Consider the following 20552-nt stretch of genomic DNA (forward strand, 5'->3'; position numbering starts at 1 on the left):
CGGGGAAAACCGGCCGAGCCCGGATATGTCAATGTGAGCTTACGCTAGCAGTATTGTCAGAGTGAAATCGGTAAACCAACTCATCAGAGCGTACATAGCCCAGGTTTTTGCGGATTAAGCGTTCGATATAAGCGTCATTGTGTTGCAAATTATCGATATCGATAACCAGTTGATGATTTTCCTGGGCATCGCGCACGATCTGATTTCCCAGCGCGATCCGGTCCTGGCGCAGGATCAGCAGATCTCGCACCCCGCGCGGGGCTAGCAGACAGTTAAGCGAAAGTGCGACCAGTAGTCCCAGCAGGATTAGAGACAGCCGCTCTCGCTTCAGCCATTGGCTAACTCGCAGCATCGATTGATCGTAAACCTGGTGTGGCTTGTTATTCAAGCTGACCTTATCTCTGAACGCCATTTTAATTGCTGAAAACCAAAGGTCAGATGGCCGCTGTTCTCGTTTTATAATTTTTTTTTAAAATCTGAGCTCAGCGTGTTGCATTTTGGAAAACAGGTTTCTATAATCGCTGGCGTTTGGTGGCTGAAGTTAGGCCACGGATAAGTTTCGGAGCTCGTCCAGTAGAGAATCACGATGGGGAGGAGGGTATCGGATGCCAGTAAAAAAGACGGTTTCAAAAGCAGCAAAATCCAAACCTAAGCTCAAGGCAGATATGAAGAAGAAGGCCGGCAAGAAAAAGAAGAAGTAAGCTTCCCAAAACTCCCCTGCAAAAGGGGCTGGCTCAAGATACCGTGAGGCTAGACTAGGGACGAGCCGAGGCCCTTTTCTTCAGGGCCTCGAGAAACGGAAAAGCCCTCTTAACCAGAGGGCTTTTCCTTTTCTGCCGTGCGGCGCATCCGGTCATCCCCCTGGCTTTGAAAATAACGGTTGGCTCAGCTCGCAGGCAAAGCCTCGGGGCGATAAATGTGCCTACCCCTTAAATCCCTTCCAGGATCAGGCAGGAGCGATGGGGCAACCGGGGCGATGAAATCCACGCTCTGCGCTGGCCGCTGACGGCGCCGCAGCCTAGATATACCCAGTTTCATCCGTGCGTGGGTGGGTCGCTGGTCATGAGCAACTGCCCCCGGCCCAGCCACCGCGCCGCTTCCCCTTGACCCTGTGCAGACCGCCGGTTAAAGCACGATCAGGAGTTCAGACCGAGGTCAGCCATGGATAACGCGCGGCGCGACGCGTCCCAGCCCGACCGCTCCAGCTTGGACTGCACCTGTATCCCCTACCGACTGTTTGTCGATCCCGAGGTGCAGGAGCAAGAGCAGGATCGGTTGTGGCAGGGGCCCATTTGGAGTTACGTCGGGCTGGAGGCGGAACTAGCCGAGCCGGGCGCCTTTCGCACCACCACCATTGGGCGCGCGCCGGTGGTGGCAACTCGAGACCTCAAGGGGCAGCTCCATCTGCTGCTCAACCGCTGCGCCCACCGCGGCGCGATGGTGTGCAGGGCCCCGCGCGGTCGGCTCAAAACCATCGTCTGCCCGTACCATCAGTGGAATTATGACTTGGCCGGGCGCCTGCGCGGCGTTCCCTTTCGCGCCGGGGTCAACGGCCGTGGCGGCTACCCGGCCGACTTCAGCTTGTCCGATCATGGCCTGACCGAGTTGCGGCTGGAATCCTGCCAGGGGGTTCTATTTGGCTCTTTCAGTCCGCAGGCGCCCGCGTTGTCCGATTACCTCGGCAGCGCGGTAGTGGAAGAGTTGGCGCGGGTGTTCAATCGCCCAATCCAAATTCTGGGTTACAGCCGGCAGGAAATCAGGAGCAACTGGAAGCTGTACGCGGAAAATACCCGCGACCCCTATCACGCCAGCCTGCTTCATCTGTTTCACGCCACCTTCACCAGCCATCGCGCCACCGCCGAGGGCACCACCACCACCGGGCCCAATCACGGCCACATTCAATCCTTCAAGGGCGATGACGAGGCCGAAGCCTCGGCCTTCCGCCAGGAGGCCGCGACCACCGAATACAAACTGGCCGATCCCTCGCTGATGGCGGGGCGGCCCGAGTTCGGACGGCGAGCGCTGTCAGTACTCTCGATTTTCCCCAACCTGGTAGTGCAGCAGATCAGCAATACCTTGGCGACCCGCCAGATTGTGCCGCTGGAGGTCGATCGCTTCGAGCTGGTCGTGACCTATTTCGGCTATCAGGACGACGACGACGAATTACGGGCGATCCGGCTCAAGCAGGCCAATCTGATTGGCCCCGCCGGATATATCTCGTTGGAAGACGGCTACGCGGTGGAATTGGTCCAGCGCGCGCTGGCTAATCATCCCACCACCCATTCGGTAATCGAAATGGGTGGCCGTGACACTGCTCCGGCGCAAACCTTGGTTACCGAAAACGCGCTGCGGGCGTTCTGGCGAAGTTGGGGGCAGGCAATGGGACTGCGGCTGGAGGCAGCAGCCGGCGCCGGCCTCGGAGCATCGCATGGATGAGATAGCGTTGCGCCTGCGGGTGGAACAATTTCTGGCCGCCTACACCGCTTGCCTGGATGATGATCGGTTGGAGGAATGGCCGGCGCTGTTCACGGAGCATTGCGTCTACAAGGTCATCCCGTACGAGAACGTGGCCCAGCATCTGCCGGTGGCACTGATGTTTGGCGACAGCCAGGCTATGTTGCGCGATCGCGTCACTGCCCATCGGCGGGCCAATCTTTATGCACCCCATCGTTATCGCCATTTGTTGGGTCCGCTCCGCGTGAGGGAAGCGCCGGCGGAGAACACAGTCGAGGTGCGTGCCAACCTGGCGGTCTACCGCACGATGTTGGACCCGGCGGATTACGGGCGCTCGGAACTGTTCGCGGTGGGTGAATACCAGGATCGTCTGGTGTGGGAACAAGGCCAGTTGCGTGTGCGCGAGAAGATCGTAGTGGTGGACACGGCCAAGATTCCCACCCTGCTGGTAACACCGCTTTAGTCTGCGGCAAGCCGCGCAAATCCCGGCCAGCGCTTGTCGCGTCGCACCCTTCGCCATGGCGCACATAGTTGATTTGCACCCGCGGACGCTATTTGTTATTCTCAAACATGGCACTCCCACTGGTTAACCCAACATTCGGTTCGGTTGCGAATTGCAGGTCCACCCCTTCGGCGGGCCGTTTTCTAGCTGTCAGTTAAAGGAGAACCGCCCATGCCGTTGCCCGAGCTGCGCGAGGGGCTGACCTTTGACGACCTGTTGCTACTCCCGCAGGAATCCAACGTCCTGCCCCATCAATGCGATGTCACCACTGTGCTCTCGCGCCACATCGCGCTCAACATTCCGCTGGTGGCAAGCCCAATGGACACCGTGACCGAGTCGGCCACGGCGATCGCGATTGCCCAGTTGGGTGGCGTGGGGTTCATTCATCGCAACCTGTCGATCGAGCGCCAGGCGGCCGAAATCGAGGTCGTCAAGAAGTACGAAAGCGGCATGATAAGCGATCCGATCACGGTCGCCCCCGAGCAGCCTATCCGCGCCGCGTTGGAAGTAATGCACCGCTATCGGATCTCGGGCTTGCCGGTGGTGAGCGACGACCGCCTGGTGGGCATCCTGACCAATCGCGACCTACGCTTTGCCCGGCAACTGGATAAACCGGTGCGCGAGGTGATGACTTCCAAGGTGATTACGGCGCGGTTGGGGATCGGGCTGGAGCAGGCCCAGGAAATCCTGCAGGCTCATCGGATCGAAAAGCTGCCGCTGGTGGATGAACACAATCGCCTGCGTGGGTTGATCACGGTCAAAGACATGGACAAGGCCGTGCGCTACCCCAATGCCAGCAAGGACTCCTTGGGCCGCCTGCGGGTCGGAGCCGCGGTTGGCGTAGGCGCCGATCGCGAGGAGCGGGTCGCCGCGCTGGTGCGCGCGGGCGTCGACGTGATTGTGATCGACTCTGCCCACGGCCATTCCCGCAACGTGATCGAAACGCTGACCGCCATCAAGCGCCAGACCGACATCGACGTGGTCGCCGGCAACGTCGCCACCGCCGAAGGCACCCGCGCCCTGATCGAGGCTGGCGCCGACGCCCTGCGGGTGGGAATCGGACCCGGCTCTATCTGCACCACGCGCGTGGTCTCGGGCGTGGGGGTGCCGCAGATGACGGCTATCATGGATTGCGTGGCCGCCGCCGAGGCCGCCCACGTGCCAGTTATCGCCGACGGCGGAATCCGCTTCTCGGGCGATATCACCAAGGCCTTGGCTGCGGGCGCCTCCTCGGTGATGATAGGTTCGCTTTTTGCCGGCACCGAAGAGAGTCCGGGCGAGACCATTCTGTATCAAGGTCGCACCTACAAGTTGTATCGCGGCATGGGTTCGATGGGCGCGATGCACGAGCGCAGTCGTGACCGCTACAACCAGCATCTGGTGGCCGACGCTAAACTGGTACCCGAGGGCATCGAAGGTCGCGTCCCTCACCGCGGCTCGCTGGCCTCTAACATCGATCAACTGGTGGGCGGCTTGCAGGCCGGGATGGGCTACGTCGGCGCGGCCAATTTGCTCCAGTTGCGCCGGCGCGCCCGCTTCGTCAAGGTCAGCGAGGCCAGCCAGCGCGAGAGCCACGTGCACGACGTATTTATCACCAAGGAAGCTCCCAATTACCGGCTTGATTAGCCGGAAGTGCCAGCGGCGCGCGGGGTAGGATGCGGGTTGCGATTGTTTTTGGCGGCCGTTCCAGCGAGCACGAGATCTCGCTGCGCTCGGCCTTGACCGTTATTCGGGCGCTCGACCCGGCCCACGAGTTGTTCGCCGTGGGAATCACGCGCGCGGGCCGCTGGCGATATTTACCTGAGCCCGCCACCACGCTCGAGCCGATCGTCGCCGGTCGCGGCCAATTGCCCGAACACGCAGGCATCGCGACCGACCTGGTAGCGGCGGACGAGGGCGGCGTGCGGGTGGCCAATTCTCCTAGTCCCTCCCCAATTGATGTAGTCTTTCCGGTGCTGCACGGTAGCTTCGGCGAAGACGGCACTATCCAGGGGCTGCTTGAGATGAAAGGCGTCCCCTACGTCGGCTCCGGCGTGCTGGGCTCGGCAATCGGAATGGATAAGGCTATCCAGAAGCGGTTGCTGGCGGCTGCCGGCGTCCCGGTGGTCGAATTCCATAGTTTGCGCCGACAGGAGTACGAGCGCGACCCGCAAAGCGCACCTGTGTTGGCTCGAGAGCTGGGCTATCCGGTCTTTATCAAGCCTAACGCCCTGGGTTCGTCCATCGGAATGAGTCGCGTCACGAGCGAGGAAGCACTACACGGCGCGATCGAATACGCCTTTCGCTACGATCGAGCCGTCCTGATCGAAGCGGCCTGCTCGGGGCGCGAGTTCGAATGCGCGGTGCTGGGTAACGACGAGCCTCAAGCCTCGCTGCCTGGCGAGGTTATTGTCTCCAGCAGTCACGACTTTTACAGCTATGAGTCGAAATATCTCGATGAAAACGGGGCCAATTACGCAATCCCGGCTCATCTCCCCGCCCCCATCGTCGAACGCATCCAGGCCTGGTCGTGCGCCGCGTTCCAGGCCCTTAGGCTGCGCGGCATGGCGCGAGTGGACTTTTTGGCCAGCGCCGATCTCGGTCGCCTGGTAGTGGGCGAAGTCAACACCATCCCTGGCTTCACCTCTATCAGCATGTACCCCAAGCTATGGGAAGTCTCGGGGTTGCCACTGCCAAGCTTGCTGGACCGTCTGATCGAGCTAGCCTTGCAGGAACATCGCGAGCGTCAACGGCTGACGGTGGACTATCTTCCCTCGGGCCGCGCGGTATAGGTGCTAACCATGGCTGCACGCCTGCTGATCGCGACCACCAATTCGGCCAAGCTGGCGGAATATAAATGGCTGCTGCGGTCCTGGCCGCTGGAACTGCTCTCGTTGCGTGAAGTTGGCATCGATCTGGAAGCCAAGGAGACCGGCGCGACCTTCAGCGCCAACGCCCTGCTCAAGGCGCGCTACTATTTCGGCTTGGCTCGAATTGCCACCCTGGCTGACGACGGCGGCTTGGAGGTCGATGCGCTCGGCGGCGCTCCCGGCGTCGCCTCACATCGCTGGCTGGGCGCACAGGCCGACGATCGAGCACTGGCCGAAGCGGTGGTGGCACGGGTCAACGCCTTGGACGGCGTGCCGCGCACCGCGCGTCTGCGCTGCGCCCTGGCGCTGCGCTACGAGTGCAACGGCGAAGCGGTCGAAGCGGTGACAGAAGCCGCGATGGAAGGGCTGATCGCGTCGCGGGTTCATCCCGCCCTGCGGCCGGGCTTTCCCTATCGCGCGGTGCTGTATCTGCCGCAGCACGCTTGCTATGTGTCGGAATTGAGCGAGGAAGAAGAGGCGCGGCTCAGCCAACGCCGAACCGCTATCGAACTGGCCGCTAGTCATTTAACCGCTATCGCGACCGCACAACTCTAAACCCTCGATTCACTCGCTCGAGGTTTCTAAGCGTGGTGGACACCTTAGATAGCGGTTACGCTGCCCAGTATGATACTGCATCCAAGCAGGACCCTAACTGCTAACTTGGAGAAATTATAGTATCCTCCGTGACACCTCCCTCGCTGAAAACGCTACTCGGACTGGCTACTTTGCCCGGCTATCTAAGCCTGGCGATCGAAACCGGCGCGATGGTGATGGCCGCGTTGGCGGGCTTCGCCTTGCGCCGGCGCGAACGCCTGATCGGGCCAGCACCCTTCGTCATGATAGCGCTGGGCTTCGGGGCAGACCTGATCATGCGCCTGATGCCGGCGCACTCCGAGCTGGCGGTATCGTTCGAGGCCGTCGGCCTGGTGCTATTTTTCTTCGGCGTCATCCGCCTAGGTCTCGATCTGCTGCGCCTACTGATGCCGCATGGCGCCAACGCCTCCAACATCTTTCGCGACTTATTGATGCTGCTGTTGTACACGGTCACCGTGATGTTGGTGCTGCGCGCGACTACCAAGGTCGATCTGACATCGCTGCTGGCCACTTCGGCGGTGCTCTCGGTCATTGTGGGCCTGGGCCTACAGGAAACCCTGGGTAACATCTTCAGCGGCTTGTCGATGCAATTGCAAAAGCCTTTCGAGCCCGGCGATTGGGTGCGCTACGGCGATCATCTGGGGCAAGTGGTGGGAATCGGTTGGCGTGCTACCCGCTTATTAACCCACACCAAGGAGCGGCTGGAGATTCCCAACGTCCTGCTATCCAAGGAGGTGCTGATCAACTACGCGGCCGCCGCGGTAGCCGAAGATCTGCTGATCGGCCTACCCACCAGCCAGCCTCCGCACCAGGTTAAAGAAATTTTGATGGCGGTCCTAAGCAGCACGCCCGGGGTTTTGGACAAGCCCGAACCTCAGGTTCTGGTGGTAGGCTACGCCGAGTCCGCAATCTCTTATCGCATGCGATTCTGGATGGCAGACTATGGGATTCACGAGGAGGCGCGCGACTCAATCCTGAGCAATCTTTGGTATGCGCTCAAGCGAAACGGTATCGAAATACCCTACCCCACGCGTACGCTGTTGCGAGCCCCCGCCCAGCCGGATAGCCAACGGCCCCAGGCTCAGGAGCAGCGTTTGATGGGAGAATTGCGCCAGGTCGACTTCCTGCGCGGGCTCGGTGACGAGGATCTTGGGGCACTGCTCCCCAATTGCCGCATCCATCAGTTCGGACCCGGCGAGGTTCTGATGCATGAGGGCGGGGCTGGCGATTGCTTGCACATTTTGCGCCGCGGACAGGTCGAAATCAGCGCCCGCGCGCCCGGCGGCGGCCGCCTGCATCTGGGCAACCTCACCCCGCCGGCCTTCTTCGGCGAAATCGCGCTGATGACCGGCGAGCCGCGCACCGCCAGCGTAATTGCGCGCTCGGAAGTCGAAGTGGTGGAGCTCAACCGCCAGGCCTTCGCCGATCTATTCCGCCGCCGGCCCGCTGCATTGGAGGAGATCAGCGCGGTGATGGATCAGCGCCTGAGCGAGACTCGCGAGCGGCTACGCAATGCGGGCGAAACTGGCGAGCGCCGCGGCGAACGCGGCTGGTTGGTGAGCAAGATGCGCGAGCTATTCGACCTTTAACCGTACGTGCGCAGCTTTCCGCCGCCACAGCTTAGTTCGTGACCGGCGCCGGGCGATCAGTCTTGGCGCAGCTTGAAGCGCTGAATTTTGCCGGTGGCAGTCTTGGGCAGTTCGGGCAAGAATTCCACCCAGCGCGGACATTTGAAGGGGGCCAAGCGACTTTTGACAAATTCCCGTAGCGCCTCGGCCTGCGCCGGCGAGGCCGCGGCAGGCTTCTTGAGCACCACGAAGGCCTTAGCCTTCGTCAGACCGTCATCGTCGAGCGCACCCACCACCGCCGCCTCAAGCACCTCAGGATGGGCGCTGAGAGTAGCCTCGACCTCAAAGGGCGAGACCCAGATGCCACCTACCTTGAGCATGTCATCAGCACGGCCGGCGTAGCGATAATACCCTTGCGGGTCGCGCCAGTACTTATCGCCGGTGCGCGACCATCCGCCGACAAAGGTGCGGGCCGACAGGCCGGGATTGTTCCAATAGCCGGCGGCGGTGGAAGGCGAATAAACCCACAAATCGCCCACCTCACCCGCCTCGACCTCAGCTCCCTCGGCGGTCAGCAGGCGCGCCTCGCAGCCGGCGATCGGCTTGCCGCTGCTGCCGTAGCGGACATCATCGGGTCGGTTGCAAATGAACATCAGGAGAGTCTCGGTAGTGCCGATACAATCCAGAATTTCCACTCCCACCTGCTCCTTCCAACGACGCGCGATCGCCTCGGGCAGCGGCTCGCCGGCCGACAGGCAAAAGCGCAGCCGCTGTCCTGCCATTGGCTGGCTGGCGATGGGATGTCCAAGCAGGCGCGCGTAAAGAGTCGGGACGGAGCAAAAGATAGTGGGCCGATGGCGGGCGATAACGCTGGCCACATTGTCCACACTGGGCGCCCCCGCCATCAGGACCGCGCTTGCGCCCGCATGCAAGGGGAAGGCATTGGCGCAACACAAGCCGTACGAAAAGGCGAGCTTGGAGGCGGAAAAAATCACGTCGTCGGGCCCGATACCAAGGGTCTTTTCACCCAGCAATTGGGCGCTATGCAGTATATCGGCATGACGATGAATCACCCCCTTGGGCGCGCCCGTCGTGCCCGAAGTATACAACCAGTAGAGCGTATCACTGGGCTTGGTCGGCGCCGGAGTCAACTCGGCCGCCGCCTGTGCGCTGAGCGCCTCGAAGTCGCGACCGCGCACGGCGCCATCGCCGGAGCCACAAATCAGCACGGCCTGCAACCCGGCATGATTGGCCAGCAGCGGCTCAACACGTTCAACAACGTCGGCGGAAATTGCCAATACTCGGGCGCGGCTGTCGCGCAACATGAAGTCGTAATCGGCGGGCTTGAGCAGGGTATTGACCGGCACCGGCACCGCGCCAATCTTGACCGCGCCCCAAAACAGCGCGATGAAATCGACACTGTCGTGCAGACACAGCATCACCCGCTCTTCCATCCGCACGCCCAGGGAGCGCAATACGTTGCCGGCGCGATTGACGCGTGCCGCCAAGGCGGCGTAGGAATGCGGCCCGCGGTCATCGATGAAGGCGATTTTCGCCCCCCGGCCTTCATTCAAATGGCGGTCGATGAAGTGACTGGCAGCGTTGTATTGTGCCGGCAGCTGAGCCCAGCAGGCGCGCGTCTGCTCCAATCCTTCGCCGGTCAGCTCCGCCAAACTGATGGCTTTGCGCGTCTGCGCCATCCTGCTCACCTGGGACAATCGACTAGGCCGCGACTAAACGCGCCGCGGCCGTCACACTCTTGCAATGATCGCGCGCGGACGAAACGCCACGTCTATCTCGATGCAGCCGGCAAACCATCCCAATCAAACCGCCACAATCGGCAATGGCGTTGTCGTCAGTCTTCGTCGGCCAGCCACTGCGCGACGTCTCCCTTGAGGATGACGTCGAGAATTTCGCCGCAGTCCTGGAGCGTACGATCGACCAGTTGCGGATCGTCGTTGACGTGGGGCAAGGCGCTGCGCACCGCGCCATGGAGCGCGCGCACAAGCTGATACATGTATGCGTCGAGAGCTTCGGCATTGGCCATGGTGGTCATGGGCTTGGCTCCGATTTAATTGGCGAACTTGCGCCCCCGATTGGGATCGGGAACGCTCAAGCCCATCGCTTCGATCAACGGATTGACCTCGCGTATATATTCCTCGCGCGCCTGCTTATTGGTGCGCCGCTTGAGGCCCCAATGACGGTAGCGCTCGGAGCGCCGCGAGCTATCGCTTCCGAACATGTCCAGCGCTTTGGGATACCAGACATCGAGAGCCTGCTGAATTTTTTCTTTAGCTTGTCCACCGCGGGCCGCGAATTCCGCGGTTAGGTTCTGCCCATACTCGATATGACCGGCCTCTTCAGTCACAATCTGGGGCAGGATACGGTCCAGCGGGGCATAGCTACAGCCCACGAATTCCTCCAACTGGTAGCGCCCCACCCGGTCGATCAGAAAGCCGAAAATGGCGAACTCTTCCCAGTTGCGGATGGCGCCACGAAAGGCATCAACGTAGCGCTCGCGATTGGGCCGGCTCAGCAGGAAGGAGACGTCGGCACCCAAATCGCCGGCCAAGCGCGCAATCTGGCGGAAATGATCCACCTCCTCGGCGGCCGTGCGCACCACCAATAGGCGGTCCAGGCGGCTTTCCAAGGCAGGCAAAATGTTCTCCAGGTACAGATGCGGGCCGCCGATTTCACAATCGGCCTGGATGGTCAGAACACGTTTTAGCAGATCCTGGTATTCCGCCGGCATTTTTGCCACCTCGGCGGTTTCCACCTTATCTCGGAATGGTGTCTCCATGATTTTCCTCAGCGGCCCTGGAACTTGGGACGACGCTTCTCGCGAAAGGCCGCGATACCTTCGCGATGGTCTGCGGTCTTGAGCAGGATGGATTGACCGAAACTCTCGATCGTAAGCCCGGTCTGCAAATCGGCACTGACTGTGTTCTGCAGTACCCGCTTTGCAATCCCGAGCGCCTGCGGCGCGCGCGCGCACAGCCGCTCGGCCAACCCGCGGGCCTGATCCATCAAGACGTCGTCATCGACCACGCGTCCTATCAAACCATAGCGCAGCGCTTCCTCGGCCGGAATAATCTCGCCGGTCAGGACTAGCTCCTTGGCTCGCCCAAAGCCGATCAGCTTTGCCAGCTTGGAACATCCACCCACCCCAGGAATTAGTCCGATGTTATTTTCGGGAAAACCGAAGCGGGCCGAACGCGCGGCGATCCGCAGGTCGCAGGCCAGCGCCAGTTCCAGCCCTCCACCGACGCAGGTGCCGTTGATGGCCGCAATGACCGGCTTCTCAAGCGCCTCCAGATCAGCGAAAAAGCTGGTCAACAGGCGAGTATTGCGGCGGAACACGGGGGTGTTCCAGTCCGGGTCGAAAGTGGCCAGGTCCGCGCCCACGCAAAACGCCTTACCGGTGGCGGTGATGATCGCCACCCGGATAGCGTCGTTGGAAAACAATTCCTCGGCCAGCGCCCGAAACTCATGACGCATCTCCATCGAGATCGCGTTGTTCTTCTCCGGGCGATTGAGCGCGACGGTGGCAATCCCATCCTGCAAATCGAACTTGATGGTGGTATACATGCAGCCTTTCAAAGATTTGGGGCGTGAGCGATGGCGCTGGCAACCGCGCAATCCTCCGCTCTGATTTGCGCGGCAGGGAAGCGGGTGGCACGGTCAAAGAGCGCAGCTTTCTCCCACCCTTGATAACAAAAGCAATAGCGCAAACCTCTTTCCCGGCGCAAGCGGGAGATCTTCATGAGACTGCCGCGCGCTGTTTTGACCCACTTGCGGGCAATCTGTTCAGCGCGCGATATTCAGCTTCCATGATTCCTTGCCAGCTTTTGCTCCACTCGCTGAGCATGCTTGGAGCCTTCTCGTGAGCGCCCATCGGCCGCGCCGCTTGCTCTCTATCGCCCATTCCTACTGCGTGGCTCTCAACCGCAGGTTGGCGCACGAGCTGGCAGTGGCGGGCGGCGTAGAGTGGGAAGTGACGGCAGTTGCGCCCCGTTTTTTCCATGGCGACCTGCGCCCAATCGCGCTCGAACCCTACCCCGGCGAGCGCTGTCACTTGTTCCCGGTCACGGCTCATTTAAGCCGGCTACCCCATCTGTTCTTTTATGGCCGCCGCCTGCGCACCCTGCTGCGTCAGCCCTGGGACCTGGTGCATTGTTGGGAAGAGCCTTATGTGATGGCCGGCGGCCAAATCGCGCGCTGGTGCCCCCAATCAGCTCCGCTGGTGTTCTACACTTTTCAGAACTTGGCCAAAAAATATCCGCCGCCATTTTCCTGGATCGAACGGATGTGCACGCGCCGCTGCGCCGGCTGGTTGGCAAGCGGGCAAAGCGTCGCGCAAACCCAGCTTGGCCGCGGCTGGGATCGCAAACCGCATCTTGTGATTCCCCTGGCCGTTGATTTGGACTGTTTCAAGCCCGATCGAGCCGCCCGCCGCGCCATTCGTAACCGCCTGGGTTGGCAAGAGGAGGGCCCGCCGGTTGTGGGCTTTCTCGGCCGCTTCGTCGCCGCCAAGGGGCTTGCCCTGCTGATGGACACGCTCGACGAGTTGACCACCCCCTGGCGCGCGCTGTGGGTGGGCGGCGGCCCGATGGAGCCAAGCTTGCGCGCCTGGGCCACGCGTCACGCCGAGCGGGTACGTGTCGTGACCGGCGTCGCTCATGACGGCGTCCCTGCCTATCTCAATGCGATGGACCTGCTGGCCGCACCCAGCCAGAGTACTGCTTCATGGCGCGAGCAGTTCGGGCGGATGCTGATCGAGGCCTTCGCCTGCGGTCTGCCGGTCATCGCCAGCGACAGCGGCGAGATCCCTTACGTCGTGGAAGATGCCGGCGCGATCGTTGGCGAGCATGACGGTGAGCAATGGCGCCGAACGCTGGCCGAGCTGCTGGAAAGTCCCGCGCGACGCGCAGAACTTGCTCGGCGCGGATTGCAGCGAGCGCGCACGCACTACGCCTGGCCCGTGGTCGCCCGCCGCCATCTGGAGTTCTTCGCCACCCTGCTTCGCGGGTAATCTTCCGTCCGATACCAGTCCAGGACGGCTGGCCGCAGGGTCACAAGGCAAGCAACATAATCCCGATAATCGCCAGCCCAAGGCCGTAGGTCTGCGGATCGGTCATCGCAAACAAAAAGGGGTCATCTTCGAGCTCTCCGCGGCTGGCCAGCAGCCAGGCCCGGCTGAGCCAATAAATCACGACTACGCAAAGCAGCCATAGCCATTGGGGCTTGGAATACAGCAGGGCCACATCGTTACCACTGACATAAAGCGCCAGGACCAGGGTCGAAACGTACGCGGCCACCGTCCCAAACAGCCGGATCTGCTCGAGATCGGCGGGCCCGTACCCGCGCCGGTTGTCCGCCACCGTTGTGCTTGCGCGCATCTCGGAATAGCGCTTGAGAAAGGCCAGGCTGAGAAAAAAGAACATCGAAAACGCCATCATCCATGGTGAGATAGGCACTCGGGCCGCGATCCCTCCGGCCAGGATGCGAAAGGTATAAAGCCCGGCGAGCGCCAGTGCGTCCAGCACCGCAATGCGCTTGGCATAGAAGGAATAAATCAAGGTACCGGCCAGATAGCCGAGCAGGCATAGGGTCAGCGGCCAACCTACGGCAAGGCTCAAGCCCAAAGCTGGCACCAGCAGGAGCGGCAACGCGGCCATCCCGACCCATCCCGAGATAGTACCCGCGGCCAACGGACGAAAGCGCTTGCGCGCATGGAGCCGGTCGGCTTCCAAATCGAGCAGATCGTTGATCAGGTAGCCAGCCGAGGCGGTCAAGCTGAGCGTGCCGAAGAACAACGCGGTGTTAAGTAGGCGAGGCCCGTCGTGGAATTTATGAGCCAGCAGCAGGGGGAGGAAAACCAGCAGGTTCTTACCCCACTGACTGATCCGCAATTCCCCAACCACAGCCCGTAGGGTGGCTGGATGCGGATCGAAGTAGCGCGCGACCTGGAGCCTGCCATCATGCAGGCAGCGCCGCAAACGCCACTGCGGCGCGGCGACCAACGCGCGGCGTGCGGCTTGGAAGCAGACCACGTCCGCCTTGGCGTTGCCAATATAGTCGAACTGGCCGGCGCCAAAGGTGGTTACCATCAGGTCTCGCTTGTTCGCCCCGGCCACGTTAAGCGTGCTGCTCGTGGCGATGACCTCGTCGAAACCGCCCAGATACTCGGCGACTTGGCGCGCCAATTCCAGCGGCGCAGCGGTGACCAGCACTACCCTGCGGCCGCGCTGGCGCTCGCGCCGGATGAACTCCAGCAGCTCAGCGCGATAAGGCAACAGATCCACCCGCAACCCCACCCGCCGCATCAGCTCGGCCTTGAACCTTACCCGCCCACTCATCAGCCACCAGGGCAGGAGCAAGATATAAAGAGGGCTTCGTCGCAGGAGTTGGAGAATCAGCTCGGCCAGGGTATCGGACTTGACCAAGGTGCCGTCGAGATCGACGCACAGCACCGCCTCCGACGTATCGGCGCGGCCCGGCTCGGGAGGTAACCCGCGCTCTAACATCGGACCTGCGAAGTCATTCGCTACAGACGGGCGGGGTAAAGGCAGTTCAATGTTATAAGCTCGCTCGACCCCTTATTTATAGTAGATTCGCGAAAATTCAGTGTATGTGCTTTTAGCCTACGGCTCCAGTCTCCTGCCAGCTCCTCCCGCGATCGGCCGATGAAATCCGCCGTGATGTGCTATGAATCGGGGTCGTGGAAGACGGCTTCAAGCGCGGCTGGTACGTTGTCCCATGATCGCCCGGCAGATGACTCTTAGTGGATGGGGTCGCTATCCGCGCGCCTCTTGCGCCGTATATCGGCCCGAGCGCGCGCGCGACATGACTGCGCTCTTCAGTCTGCCAGTGTCAACCCTGGTGGCGCGCGGTGCGGGTCGGGCCTATGGCGATGCGGCGCTCAACCAAACCGGCGCCGTGATCGACCTGCAAAGGCTCAACCGCATCCTGAGTTTCGACCCCAGGGGTCTGGTCTGCTGCGAGGCCGGTGTGACTTTCGCCGACCTGATCGCGGTCTTCCTGCCGCGCGGCTTTTTTCCCCCCGCCTCGCCAGGGACAAAATTCGTCACCCTGGGAGGCGCCCTGGCGGCCGACGTTCACGGTAAGAGCCACCATCGCGAGGGCTCCTTCGCTCGCCACGTCACAAGCTTCAAACTGATACTGCCCAACGGCGAGCTGCGTAGATGCACCCCCGAGGACCGCGATCTGTTCCTGGCCACCGCCGGAGGAATGGGACTGACGGGAGTCATTACCGAACTCGAATTGCGGTTGCGCCCGGTTAGCAGCGCGTATTTGAACGTGGAAACGTTGCCAGCGCGCGATCTCGATCAAGCCTTGGAATTGTTCGATCGGGTCGATAGCCATCAGTATTCGATGGCCTGGATCGATTGCTTAAGCCGGGGACGCGCGATGGGACGCGCCATCGTGATGGCAGGCGATTTCGTTTCGCCCCAGGCACTCGCCCCCGCTCAGCGCGAGCAGCCTTGGAGAATTGCGCCGCGCACCCGCCATCGCTTGCCCGTCGATCTGCCCGGCCTGCTGCTCAATAACGTCAGCGTTCGAGCCTTCAACGAGCTGTATTATCGGGTTCAGCGCCATGGCGCCGGCACCCACATCAGCGACTACGACAGTTTCTTCTACCCACTGGATTCGATCGAACAATGGAACCGCTTGTACGGGCGGCGGGGTTTCGTGCAGTACCAATGCGTATGGCCGTTGGCCAACGGCCGAAAGGCGCTCATCGAGCTACTCGACGCTATCAGCCATAGCCGGCGCGGCTCCTTTCTCGCCGTGCTCAAGCGCTTTGGGCCGCAGGAGGGGATTCTGTCGTTCCCGATGGAGGGATACACATTGGCCCTGGACTTTCCGATGCGCCGCGGCCTGCTGGAGTTTCTGGAGCAGCTCGATAGGCTGATCGTGGCTCACGGGGGCCGGGTCTATCTGGCCAAAGACGCCCGTTTGCAGCCCGCGCAACTGCGCCAGATGTATCCCGAGCTGCCCCGCTTCCGCGCGATCCGCGACCGTCTCGATCCCGACCATCGCTTGGCCTCCAGCCTGAGCCGTCGGTTGGAGATCGATCGGGCTTAAGCTCATGGACAAGATCCTCATACTGGGCGCCACCTCGATCATCGCGCGCGAGCTGGCGCTGCAATTCGCCCGCGCCGGCGCGCGCTTGTGCCTGGCGGCGCGCGACCACGACGAGCTGGAGCGCATCGGCGCAGACCTGCGCTTGCGCACCGCCGCCACCATCCATCAGCTTTGCTTCGATGCCACCGAGTTCGCTTCCCACTCAACGCTGATCGCGCAGGCCGCCGCCGCGCTGGAGGGATTGGACGGGGTGGTGCTTTGTTTCGGCGAAATGGGCAATCAGGACGACGCCGAACGTGATCCGGCTGCCGCGCTGGCTATCGTCAATGCCAACTATGCGGGCGCGGTTTCGCTTTTGACTTTGGCCGCCAACCGCCTTGAGCGGCAGGGCCACGGGTTCATAATCGTGATCGGATCGGTGGCGGGAGAACGCGGCCGCCGGCCCAATTACATTTACGGCAGCGCCAAGGGCGCATTGGCGCTGTTTAGCCAGGGCTTGCGCGCCCGGTTGCGCCCCAAGGGCGTTACGGTCATGACGGTCAAGCTGGGACTGGTCGATACGCGAATGAGCTGGGGCCGCAAAGGCCCTAAGGGGATTACCCCGGCCGCCGCCGCGGCCGCGATCTACCGTGACTTTCGGCGGGGACACCTGGTGGTTTTCGTACCCGCGATATGGCGACCAATCATGGCGATCGTCAGGCTGATTCCCGAGCGCATCTTTCAACGCCTGAGCTTTTAATCCAGCCCCTTGGCGGCGGCAGCACGGGGATCTCGGGTAGCCGCGCCGCCCGTCGGCTAGAAATTATCCTTGAGTTGGCGAATGCGGGCAAAAATCGCCACCGAATCCCTAGGCAGAGCCGGATCCAGGTGGGCTAACGTAGCCCGAATCTCCTCGCTCTCTGTGCGCACGAAGGGGTTGAACTGTTTTTCCGCGCCCACCGTGGAGGGCACGGTGAAACGCCCCTGCTCGCGCATCCCGCGTGCCCAGGCATATTTCTCGACCAGTTTGGGATTGTGCGGCTCTAGGGTCAGCGCGAACCGCAGGTTGTTTTCAGTATATTCGTGGCCGCAATAAACCGCGGTGTCATCGGGCAGAGCCATCAGCTTGGCCAGCGAGTTGACCATGGTATCGGCCTTGCCCTCAAATAGTCGCCCACACCCTGCGATAAACAGGGTGTCGCCGGTAAAGACCGCTTTGATCGTAGGAAAATAATAGGCCACGTGCCCGTTGGTATGCGCCGGAATACCAATCGCGCGCCCGCGCAGGCTGGCCACCCGCACCTCGTCGCCGTCATCGACCGGATCGGTCAGCGCGGGGATACGTCCGTTTTCGGCGCGCGCGCCGTACACCCGCAGGCCGGGCACCGCAGCGGCCAGATCGAGGTTGCCGCCGACGTGATCACGGTGAAAATGGGTGGAAAGCACCGTGCTGGGGCGTAATCCGTTGGCTTTAGCGGCGGCCAGAACCTTGTCGGCCTCGGCGCAATCGACCACCGCGCACTCATCGCTTTGGTCGTCGCTTAGGAGATAGGCGTAATTGTCTTTGAGTTGCGGCACCGCAATAATCGCCATCGCTGTCAAATCCTCCGGTACAGCTCTGCTTACAGCCCTACGATACTATAGCCGACGTCAACGTAGATGGTTTGGCCGGTGACACCGCTGCCGAGATCACTGAGCAAGGCGGTGGTCATCTTGCCTACTTCCTCGGGCGCCATCATCCGCCGCATCGGCGAGCGCTGCTCGACCTCGTGCGCCATCTCGTGAAAGCCCTTGATCGCGGAAGAGGACAGGGTGCGGGCCGGGCCCGCGCTGATCGCGTTGACCCGAATGTTATTGGCTCCCAGGTCCAGGGCCAGGTAGCGAACACAGGCCTCCAATGCGGCCTTGGCCACGCCCATGACATTGTAGTTGGGGACAGCGCGCACCGCGCCCAGATAGCTGAGCGCCACGATCGAGCCGCCGCCGCGCGGTGCCATCAGGGGCTCGGCCGCGCGCGCCAGGGCCACCAGCGAATAGGCGCTGATATCCAGCGCGCTGGCGAAGTTGGCCCGGCTGACGTTGAGAAAGCGATCGCGGAGATCCTCGCGTTGGGCAAACGCGACCGCGTGGACTAGGTAATCCAGCCCACCCCATAGCGAACCTACGCGCTCGAAGAGCGAGCCTATCTGCTGATCGTTGCCGACGTCGAGCTCGCCCAGCACAGTGGCCCCTACCTGCTCCGCCAGTGGCCGTACCCGCCGCTCCAGCACTGCCCCTTGATAAGTCAGCCCCACCTGGGCGCCCTGAGCGGTCAAGTTCTGCACAATCGACCAGGCCAGACTCTTATCGTTGGCCACGCCAATGACCAGCGCGCGCTTGCCTTCGGTAATACCCATCCCAATCGCTGCCTCCGCGGCTTAAGATAACAAGCGCAAGTCGCGCTCGCGCCGTCACCATACCCCGGCAACCGGCGCGGGCAAAAGCCGCCTGTTTAAACTTGGATCGTCATGAGGTCGTGGGCCATCTCCAGCTTGACCTCGGCGGCATGCTCCAAGACCTCGCGGCCGACGTGAGTCATCACCAGCCGGCGCGTGCTCAAACGCGTATGGTTATCCCACAGCTCCGGATAATTAATATGAAAGCGCAGCTGGGTCGATTCGAAATAAGTGCATTCGCATAGGAACAGGTCGCTACCCGCCGAAAATTCGATCAGCTCGTCGGTCCAACCGCTGTCGCCGGAAAAGACCACCGTGCGCCCACCTAGGCTTACCCGAAAGGCCAGTGAGGTTTCATTGACCATATGCGGAGTGCGCATGGTCCGCACCGGGACTCCCGCCACCGTGACCTCGCCGCCGGCTGGCATCGTCACGAAATCTATCCGATCACGCACCAAACTCGCATCGGTCTCCGGGTAGCAGTTGCGAAACAGCGTCCAGGTGCGCTCGGCAAGCTTAGGCGGTCCGGCGATAGTCAGGCGCCGCATAAGCGGATTTTCGTAGAGATATTCCAGGATGAGAAAGGGCAGACCGGCGAAATGGTCGCCATGCAGGTGGCTGATCAGCACCAGGTCGATACTGTTGGTGGCCACGCGCACGCGTTTGAGCGCAGTCAGCAGGGTGGGCCCTGCATCCAACAGAACTCGCTTCTCGCCCGCGTCCAACAGATAGCTGGCCTGAAAATAGCCTTTGCTGGCAAAGGCATCGCCGGCGCCCAGCACCGTCAGCGTCACCGCCATGGCTTACCCTTGGCCTCGACCCAGAACTTACTCATTAGTGCTATTGTGAGACTTGGAGATTGGGTCGCACAAGCTTACCCGGGAGCTTTAAACATGCCTGACCGCATTAAGATCGGCATCGGTTTGGGCCAGTGGCGCCTGGGGCTGCCCTCCGCGACCGCGCTGATCGAGGTCGCGCGGCGGGCCGAGGACTGGGGGCTCGACTCTTTCTGGCTGTCCGACCATGTAAGCAGCTCAAGCCCGGAGTTGGATGTGGTCGCGACGCTGGCGATGCTGGCCGCGCATACTTCCACGATCAAGTTGGGACCCAGCGTGTTGCTGCTCAATCTGCGCCATCCGGTGCTGGTCGCCAAGGCCTTCGCCACCCTGGACTATCTCTCGCAGGGGCGGATGGTGATGGCAGTGGGGACAGGCAACAATCTGACCGATTACGCCACCTGCGGAGTTCCGGTGCAAGGACGCGGTCAGCGGCTGGACGAGGGCATAGCGATTTTGCGCGCGCTGTGGCGCGGCGCCGACGTGAGCTTCCACGGCCGCCACTACAACTTCGATCATCTGACGATTGAGCCCCGGCCGCGGCGGCGTACTAATAATGATAGCGGCACGCTGGATATCTGGGTGGGCGGCAAATCCGAAGCCGCCCTCAAGCGCACGGCGCGAATTGCGGACGGCTATTTTGCCTCGGTCCAGTCGCCGGCGGAGTTCGCGGCCAACATGAATTCGATCCGTGAGTTCGCCCGCCAGTATGGTCGCGCCAGCGCTCGGATCGAAGCGGGAATCATCGTGCGCTGCCGGCTTTCCACCTCGCAGGCGCGGGCGCGCCAGGAGGCCGAACCGTTTCTGGCCCTGATGGGCGCCCAGGGCGAGGCGGTTCGCGAACGGGGCGCCTTTGGCAGCGCGGCGGACATTCGCGAACGGATCGCCGCTTATGAAGCGGTGGGGTTGGACAAATTCGTCCTGTGGCCGATGGCCGCGCCGGATGAATGGCCGGCCCAGGTCGAAGCCATCGGCCGCCACTTGGCGACCTGACAAATGCCGGCGATGTTAACCAGAAGCACGAGCCGGAACGCTCGTGCCTCAACGACGGACAGGGCCGCCCGTCCCACCAACGAACGCCCCGCCGCACTCGCCTTTCGTTGTTATCCCCAGCGGCGTTCATCAAGTGGATCGGAACCCACGCGGATTACGACAGGATTGACGCGAGGACGGTTCAGTATGGAGATTAAGCCGATTCGGAATGAAGCTGACCACGAGGCAGCGCT

Annotated in this window: 19 protein-coding genes; 10 read left to right on the forward strand and 9 right to left on the reverse strand. The window is 62.0% G+C overall.

The window, feature by feature from the left end; translation table 11 throughout:
* Window positions 1-28: 28 nt before the first annotated feature.
* Window positions 29-412, reverse strand: coding sequence for a septum formation initiator family protein (locus VKV28_02060; GenBank protein HLH75568.1), 384 nt, complete (start codon window positions 410-412; stop codon window positions 29-31).
* Between the two features lie 749 nt (window positions 413-1161).
* On the opposite strand from VKV28_02060, the gene VKV28_02065 reads away from it, so the two are divergent.
* The 6 genes from VKV28_02065 to VKV28_02090 all read left to right on the forward strand — a co-directional run bounded on the left by VKV28_02065 (window position 1162) and on the right by VKV28_02090 (window position 7988).
* Window positions 1162-2436 (forward strand): SRPBCC family protein, encoded by a 1275-nt coding sequence (locus tag VKV28_02065; protein ID HLH75569.1) that lies wholly within the window; start codon window positions 1162-1164, stop codon window positions 2434-2436.
* The gene (locus tag VKV28_02070; protein ID HLH75570.1) at window positions 2429-2917 is read left to right on the forward strand and encodes an aromatic-ring-hydroxylating dioxygenase subunit beta; all 489 of its coding nucleotides are present in this window, start codon (window positions 2429-2431) and stop codon (window positions 2915-2917) included. Before VKV28_02065 ends, VKV28_02070 begins: the two co-directional genes overlap by 8 nt.
* A gap of 210 nt (window positions 2918-3127) precedes the next feature.
* Window positions 3128-4582 (forward strand): IMP dehydrogenase, encoded by a 1455-nt coding sequence (gene guaB, locus VKV28_02075; protein HLH75571.1) that lies wholly within the window; start codon window positions 3128-3130, stop codon window positions 4580-4582.
* Window positions 4583-4611: 29 nt separating this feature from the next.
* Window positions 4612-5727 carry a D-alanine--D-alanine ligase family protein gene (locus VKV28_02080; GenBank protein HLH75572.1) on the forward strand — a complete coding sequence of 372 codons (1116 nt, stop codon included), beginning with the start codon at window positions 4612-4614 and terminating at the stop codon, window positions 5725-5727.
* 9 nt (window positions 5728-5736) lie between these two features.
* Window positions 5737-6360 (forward strand): non-canonical purine NTP pyrophosphatase, encoded by a 624-nt coding sequence (locus VKV28_02085; protein HLH75573.1) that lies wholly within the window; start codon window positions 5737-5739, stop codon window positions 6358-6360.
* Window positions 6361-6488: 128 nt separating this feature from the next.
* Entirely contained in the window at window positions 6489-7988 is a 1500-nt protein-coding gene (locus tag VKV28_02090; protein HLH75574.1) for a mechanosensitive ion channel family protein, read from the forward strand.
* Window positions 7989-8044: 56 nt separating this feature from the next.
* Here VKV28_02090 and VKV28_02095 read toward each other — a convergent pair whose 3' ends face one another.
* The 4 genes from VKV28_02095 to VKV28_02110 form a co-directional block, all read right to left on the reverse strand.
* The gene (locus tag VKV28_02095) at window positions 8045-9667 is read right to left on the reverse strand and encodes a benzoate-CoA ligase family protein (protein HLH75575.1); all 1623 of its coding nucleotides are present in this window, start codon (window positions 9665-9667) and stop codon (window positions 8045-8047) included.
* A gap of 155 nt (window positions 9668-9822) precedes the next feature.
* A complete protein-coding gene (locus VKV28_02100) occupies window positions 9823-10023 on the reverse strand; it encodes a hypothetical protein (GenBank protein HLH75576.1) in 201 nt (66 codons plus the stop codon).
* A gap of 15 nt (window positions 10024-10038) precedes the next feature.
* Complete coding sequence (locus tag VKV28_02105) at window positions 10039-10767, reverse strand: Phenylacetic acid catabolic protein (protein HLH75577.1); 729 nt, start codon at window positions 10765-10767, stop codon at window positions 10039-10041.
* Window positions 10768-10775: 8 nt separating this feature from the next.
* On the reverse strand, window positions 10776-11555 hold the full coding sequence (locus VKV28_02110) for an enoyl-CoA hydratase-related protein (protein HLH75578.1): 780 nt from the start codon (window positions 11553-11555) through the stop codon (window positions 10776-10778).
* A 295-nt stretch (window positions 11556-11850) separates the two neighbouring features.
* Between VKV28_02110 and VKV28_02115 the strand changes: the two genes are divergently transcribed.
* Window positions 11851-12999 (forward strand): glycosyltransferase family 4 protein, encoded by a 1149-nt coding sequence (locus VKV28_02115; protein ID HLH75579.1) that lies wholly within the window; start codon window positions 11851-11853, stop codon window positions 12997-12999.
* 40 nt (window positions 13000-13039) lie between these two features.
* On the opposite strand, the gene VKV28_02120 is transcribed toward VKV28_02115, so the two are convergent.
* Complete coding sequence (locus VKV28_02120; protein ID HLH75580.1) at window positions 13040-14494, reverse strand: UbiA family prenyltransferase; 1455 nt, start codon at window positions 14492-14494, stop codon at window positions 13040-13042.
* 247 nt (window positions 14495-14741) lie between these two features.
* On the opposite strand from VKV28_02120, the gene VKV28_02125 reads away from it, so the two are divergent.
* Together VKV28_02125 and VKV28_02130 are read left to right on the forward strand one after the other, a co-directional pair.
* Window positions 14742-16076: an FAD-binding oxidoreductase gene (locus VKV28_02125; protein ID HLH75581.1), complete on the forward strand. Its 1335-nt coding sequence runs from the start codon at window positions 14742-14744 to the stop codon at window positions 16074-16076.
* A 4-nt stretch (window positions 16077-16080) separates the two neighbouring features.
* Window positions 16081-16815 (forward strand): SDR family NAD(P)-dependent oxidoreductase, encoded by a 735-nt coding sequence (locus VKV28_02130; GenBank protein ID HLH75582.1) that lies wholly within the window; start codon window positions 16081-16083, stop codon window positions 16813-16815.
* A 56-nt stretch (window positions 16816-16871) separates the two neighbouring features.
* Here VKV28_02130 and gloB read toward each other — a convergent pair whose 3' ends face one another.
* From gloB to VKV28_02145, 3 genes are all read right to left on the reverse strand, one after another.
* Window positions 16872-17648: a hydroxyacylglutathione hydrolase gene (gloB, locus tag VKV28_02135; GenBank protein ID HLH75583.1), complete on the reverse strand. Its 777-nt coding sequence runs from the start codon at window positions 17646-17648 to the stop codon at window positions 16872-16874.
* Window positions 17649-17677: 29 nt separating this feature from the next.
* Window positions 17678-18451 (reverse strand): enoyl-ACP reductase, encoded by a 774-nt coding sequence (locus VKV28_02140; GenBank protein HLH75584.1) that lies wholly within the window; start codon window positions 18449-18451, stop codon window positions 17678-17680.
* A 95-nt stretch (window positions 18452-18546) separates the two neighbouring features.
* Window positions 18547-19290 (reverse strand): MBL fold metallo-hydrolase, encoded by a 744-nt coding sequence (locus VKV28_02145; protein HLH75585.1) that lies wholly within the window; start codon window positions 19288-19290, stop codon window positions 18547-18549.
* Window positions 19291-19383: 93 nt separating this feature from the next.
* Here VKV28_02145 and VKV28_02150 point away from each other — a divergent pair, with 93 nt between their 5' ends.
* Window positions 19384-20319 carry an LLM class flavin-dependent oxidoreductase gene (locus tag VKV28_02150; protein HLH75586.1) on the forward strand — a complete coding sequence of 312 codons (936 nt, stop codon included), beginning with the start codon at window positions 19384-19386 and terminating at the stop codon, window positions 20317-20319.
* Window positions 20320-20552: the final 233 nt, after the last annotated feature.

It is taken from the genome of Candidatus Binataceae bacterium (assembly GCA_035294265.1).
GTDB lineage: Bacteria > Desulfobacterota > Binatia > Binatales > Binataceae > DATGLK01.

Bases quoted from the DNA above. Each gene is read 5' to 3' on its own strand.
- VKV28_02060 (HLH75568.1), bottom strand. From the start codon at position 412: ATGGCGTTCAGAGATAAGGTCAGCTTGAATAACAAGCCACACCAGGTT.
- VKV28_02065 (HLH75569.1), top strand. From the start codon at position 1,162: ATGGATAACGCGCGGCGCGACGCGTCCCAGCCCGACCGCTCCAGCTTG.
- VKV28_02070 (HLH75570.1), top strand. From the start codon at position 2,429: ATGGATGAGATAGCGTTGCGCCTGCGGGTGGAACAATTTCTGGCCGCC.
- guaB (HLH75571.1), top strand. From the start codon at position 3,128: ATGCCGTTGCCCGAGCTGCGCGAGGGGCTGACCTTTGACGACCTGTTG.
- VKV28_02080 (HLH75572.1), top strand. From the start codon at position 4,612: ATGCGGGTTGCGATTGTTTTTGGCGGCCGTTCCAGCGAGCACGAGATC.
- VKV28_02085 (HLH75573.1), top strand. From the start codon at position 5,737: ATGGCTGCACGCCTGCTGATCGCGACCACCAATTCGGCCAAGCTGGCG.
- VKV28_02095 (HLH75575.1), bottom strand. From the start codon at position 9,667: ATGGCGCAGACGCGCAAAGCCATCAGTTTGGCGGAGCTGACCGGCGAA.
- VKV28_02100 (HLH75576.1), bottom strand. From the start codon at position 10,023: ATGACCACCATGGCCAATGCCGAAGCTCTCGACGCATACATGTATCAG.
- VKV28_02105 (HLH75577.1), bottom strand. From the start codon at position 10,767: ATGGAGACACCATTCCGAGATAAGGTGGAAACCGCCGAGGTGGCAAAA.
- VKV28_02110 (HLH75578.1), bottom strand. From the start codon at position 11,555: ATGTATACCACCATCAAGTTCGATTTGCAGGATGGGATTGCCACCGTC.
- VKV28_02120 (HLH75580.1), bottom strand. From the start codon at position 14,494: ATGTTAGAGCGCGGGTTACCTCCCGAGCCGGGCCGCGCCGATACGTCG.
- VKV28_02125 (HLH75581.1), top strand. From the start codon at position 14,742: ATGACTCTTAGTGGATGGGGTCGCTATCCGCGCGCCTCTTGCGCCGTA.
- VKV28_02130 (HLH75582.1), top strand. From the start codon at position 16,081: ATGGACAAGATCCTCATACTGGGCGCCACCTCGATCATCGCGCGCGAG.
- gloB (HLH75583.1), bottom strand. From the start codon at position 17,648: ATGGCGATTATTGCGGTGCCGCAACTCAAAGACAATTACGCCTATCTC.
- VKV28_02140 (HLH75584.1), bottom strand. From the start codon at position 18,451: ATGGGTATTACCGAAGGCAAGCGCGCGCTGGTCATTGGCGTGGCCAAC.
- VKV28_02145 (HLH75585.1), bottom strand. From the start codon at position 19,290: ATGGCGGTGACGCTGACGGTGCTGGGCGCCGGCGATGCCTTTGCCAGC.
- VKV28_02150 (HLH75586.1), top strand. From the start codon at position 19,384: ATGCCTGACCGCATTAAGATCGGCATCGGTTTGGGCCAGTGGCGCCTG.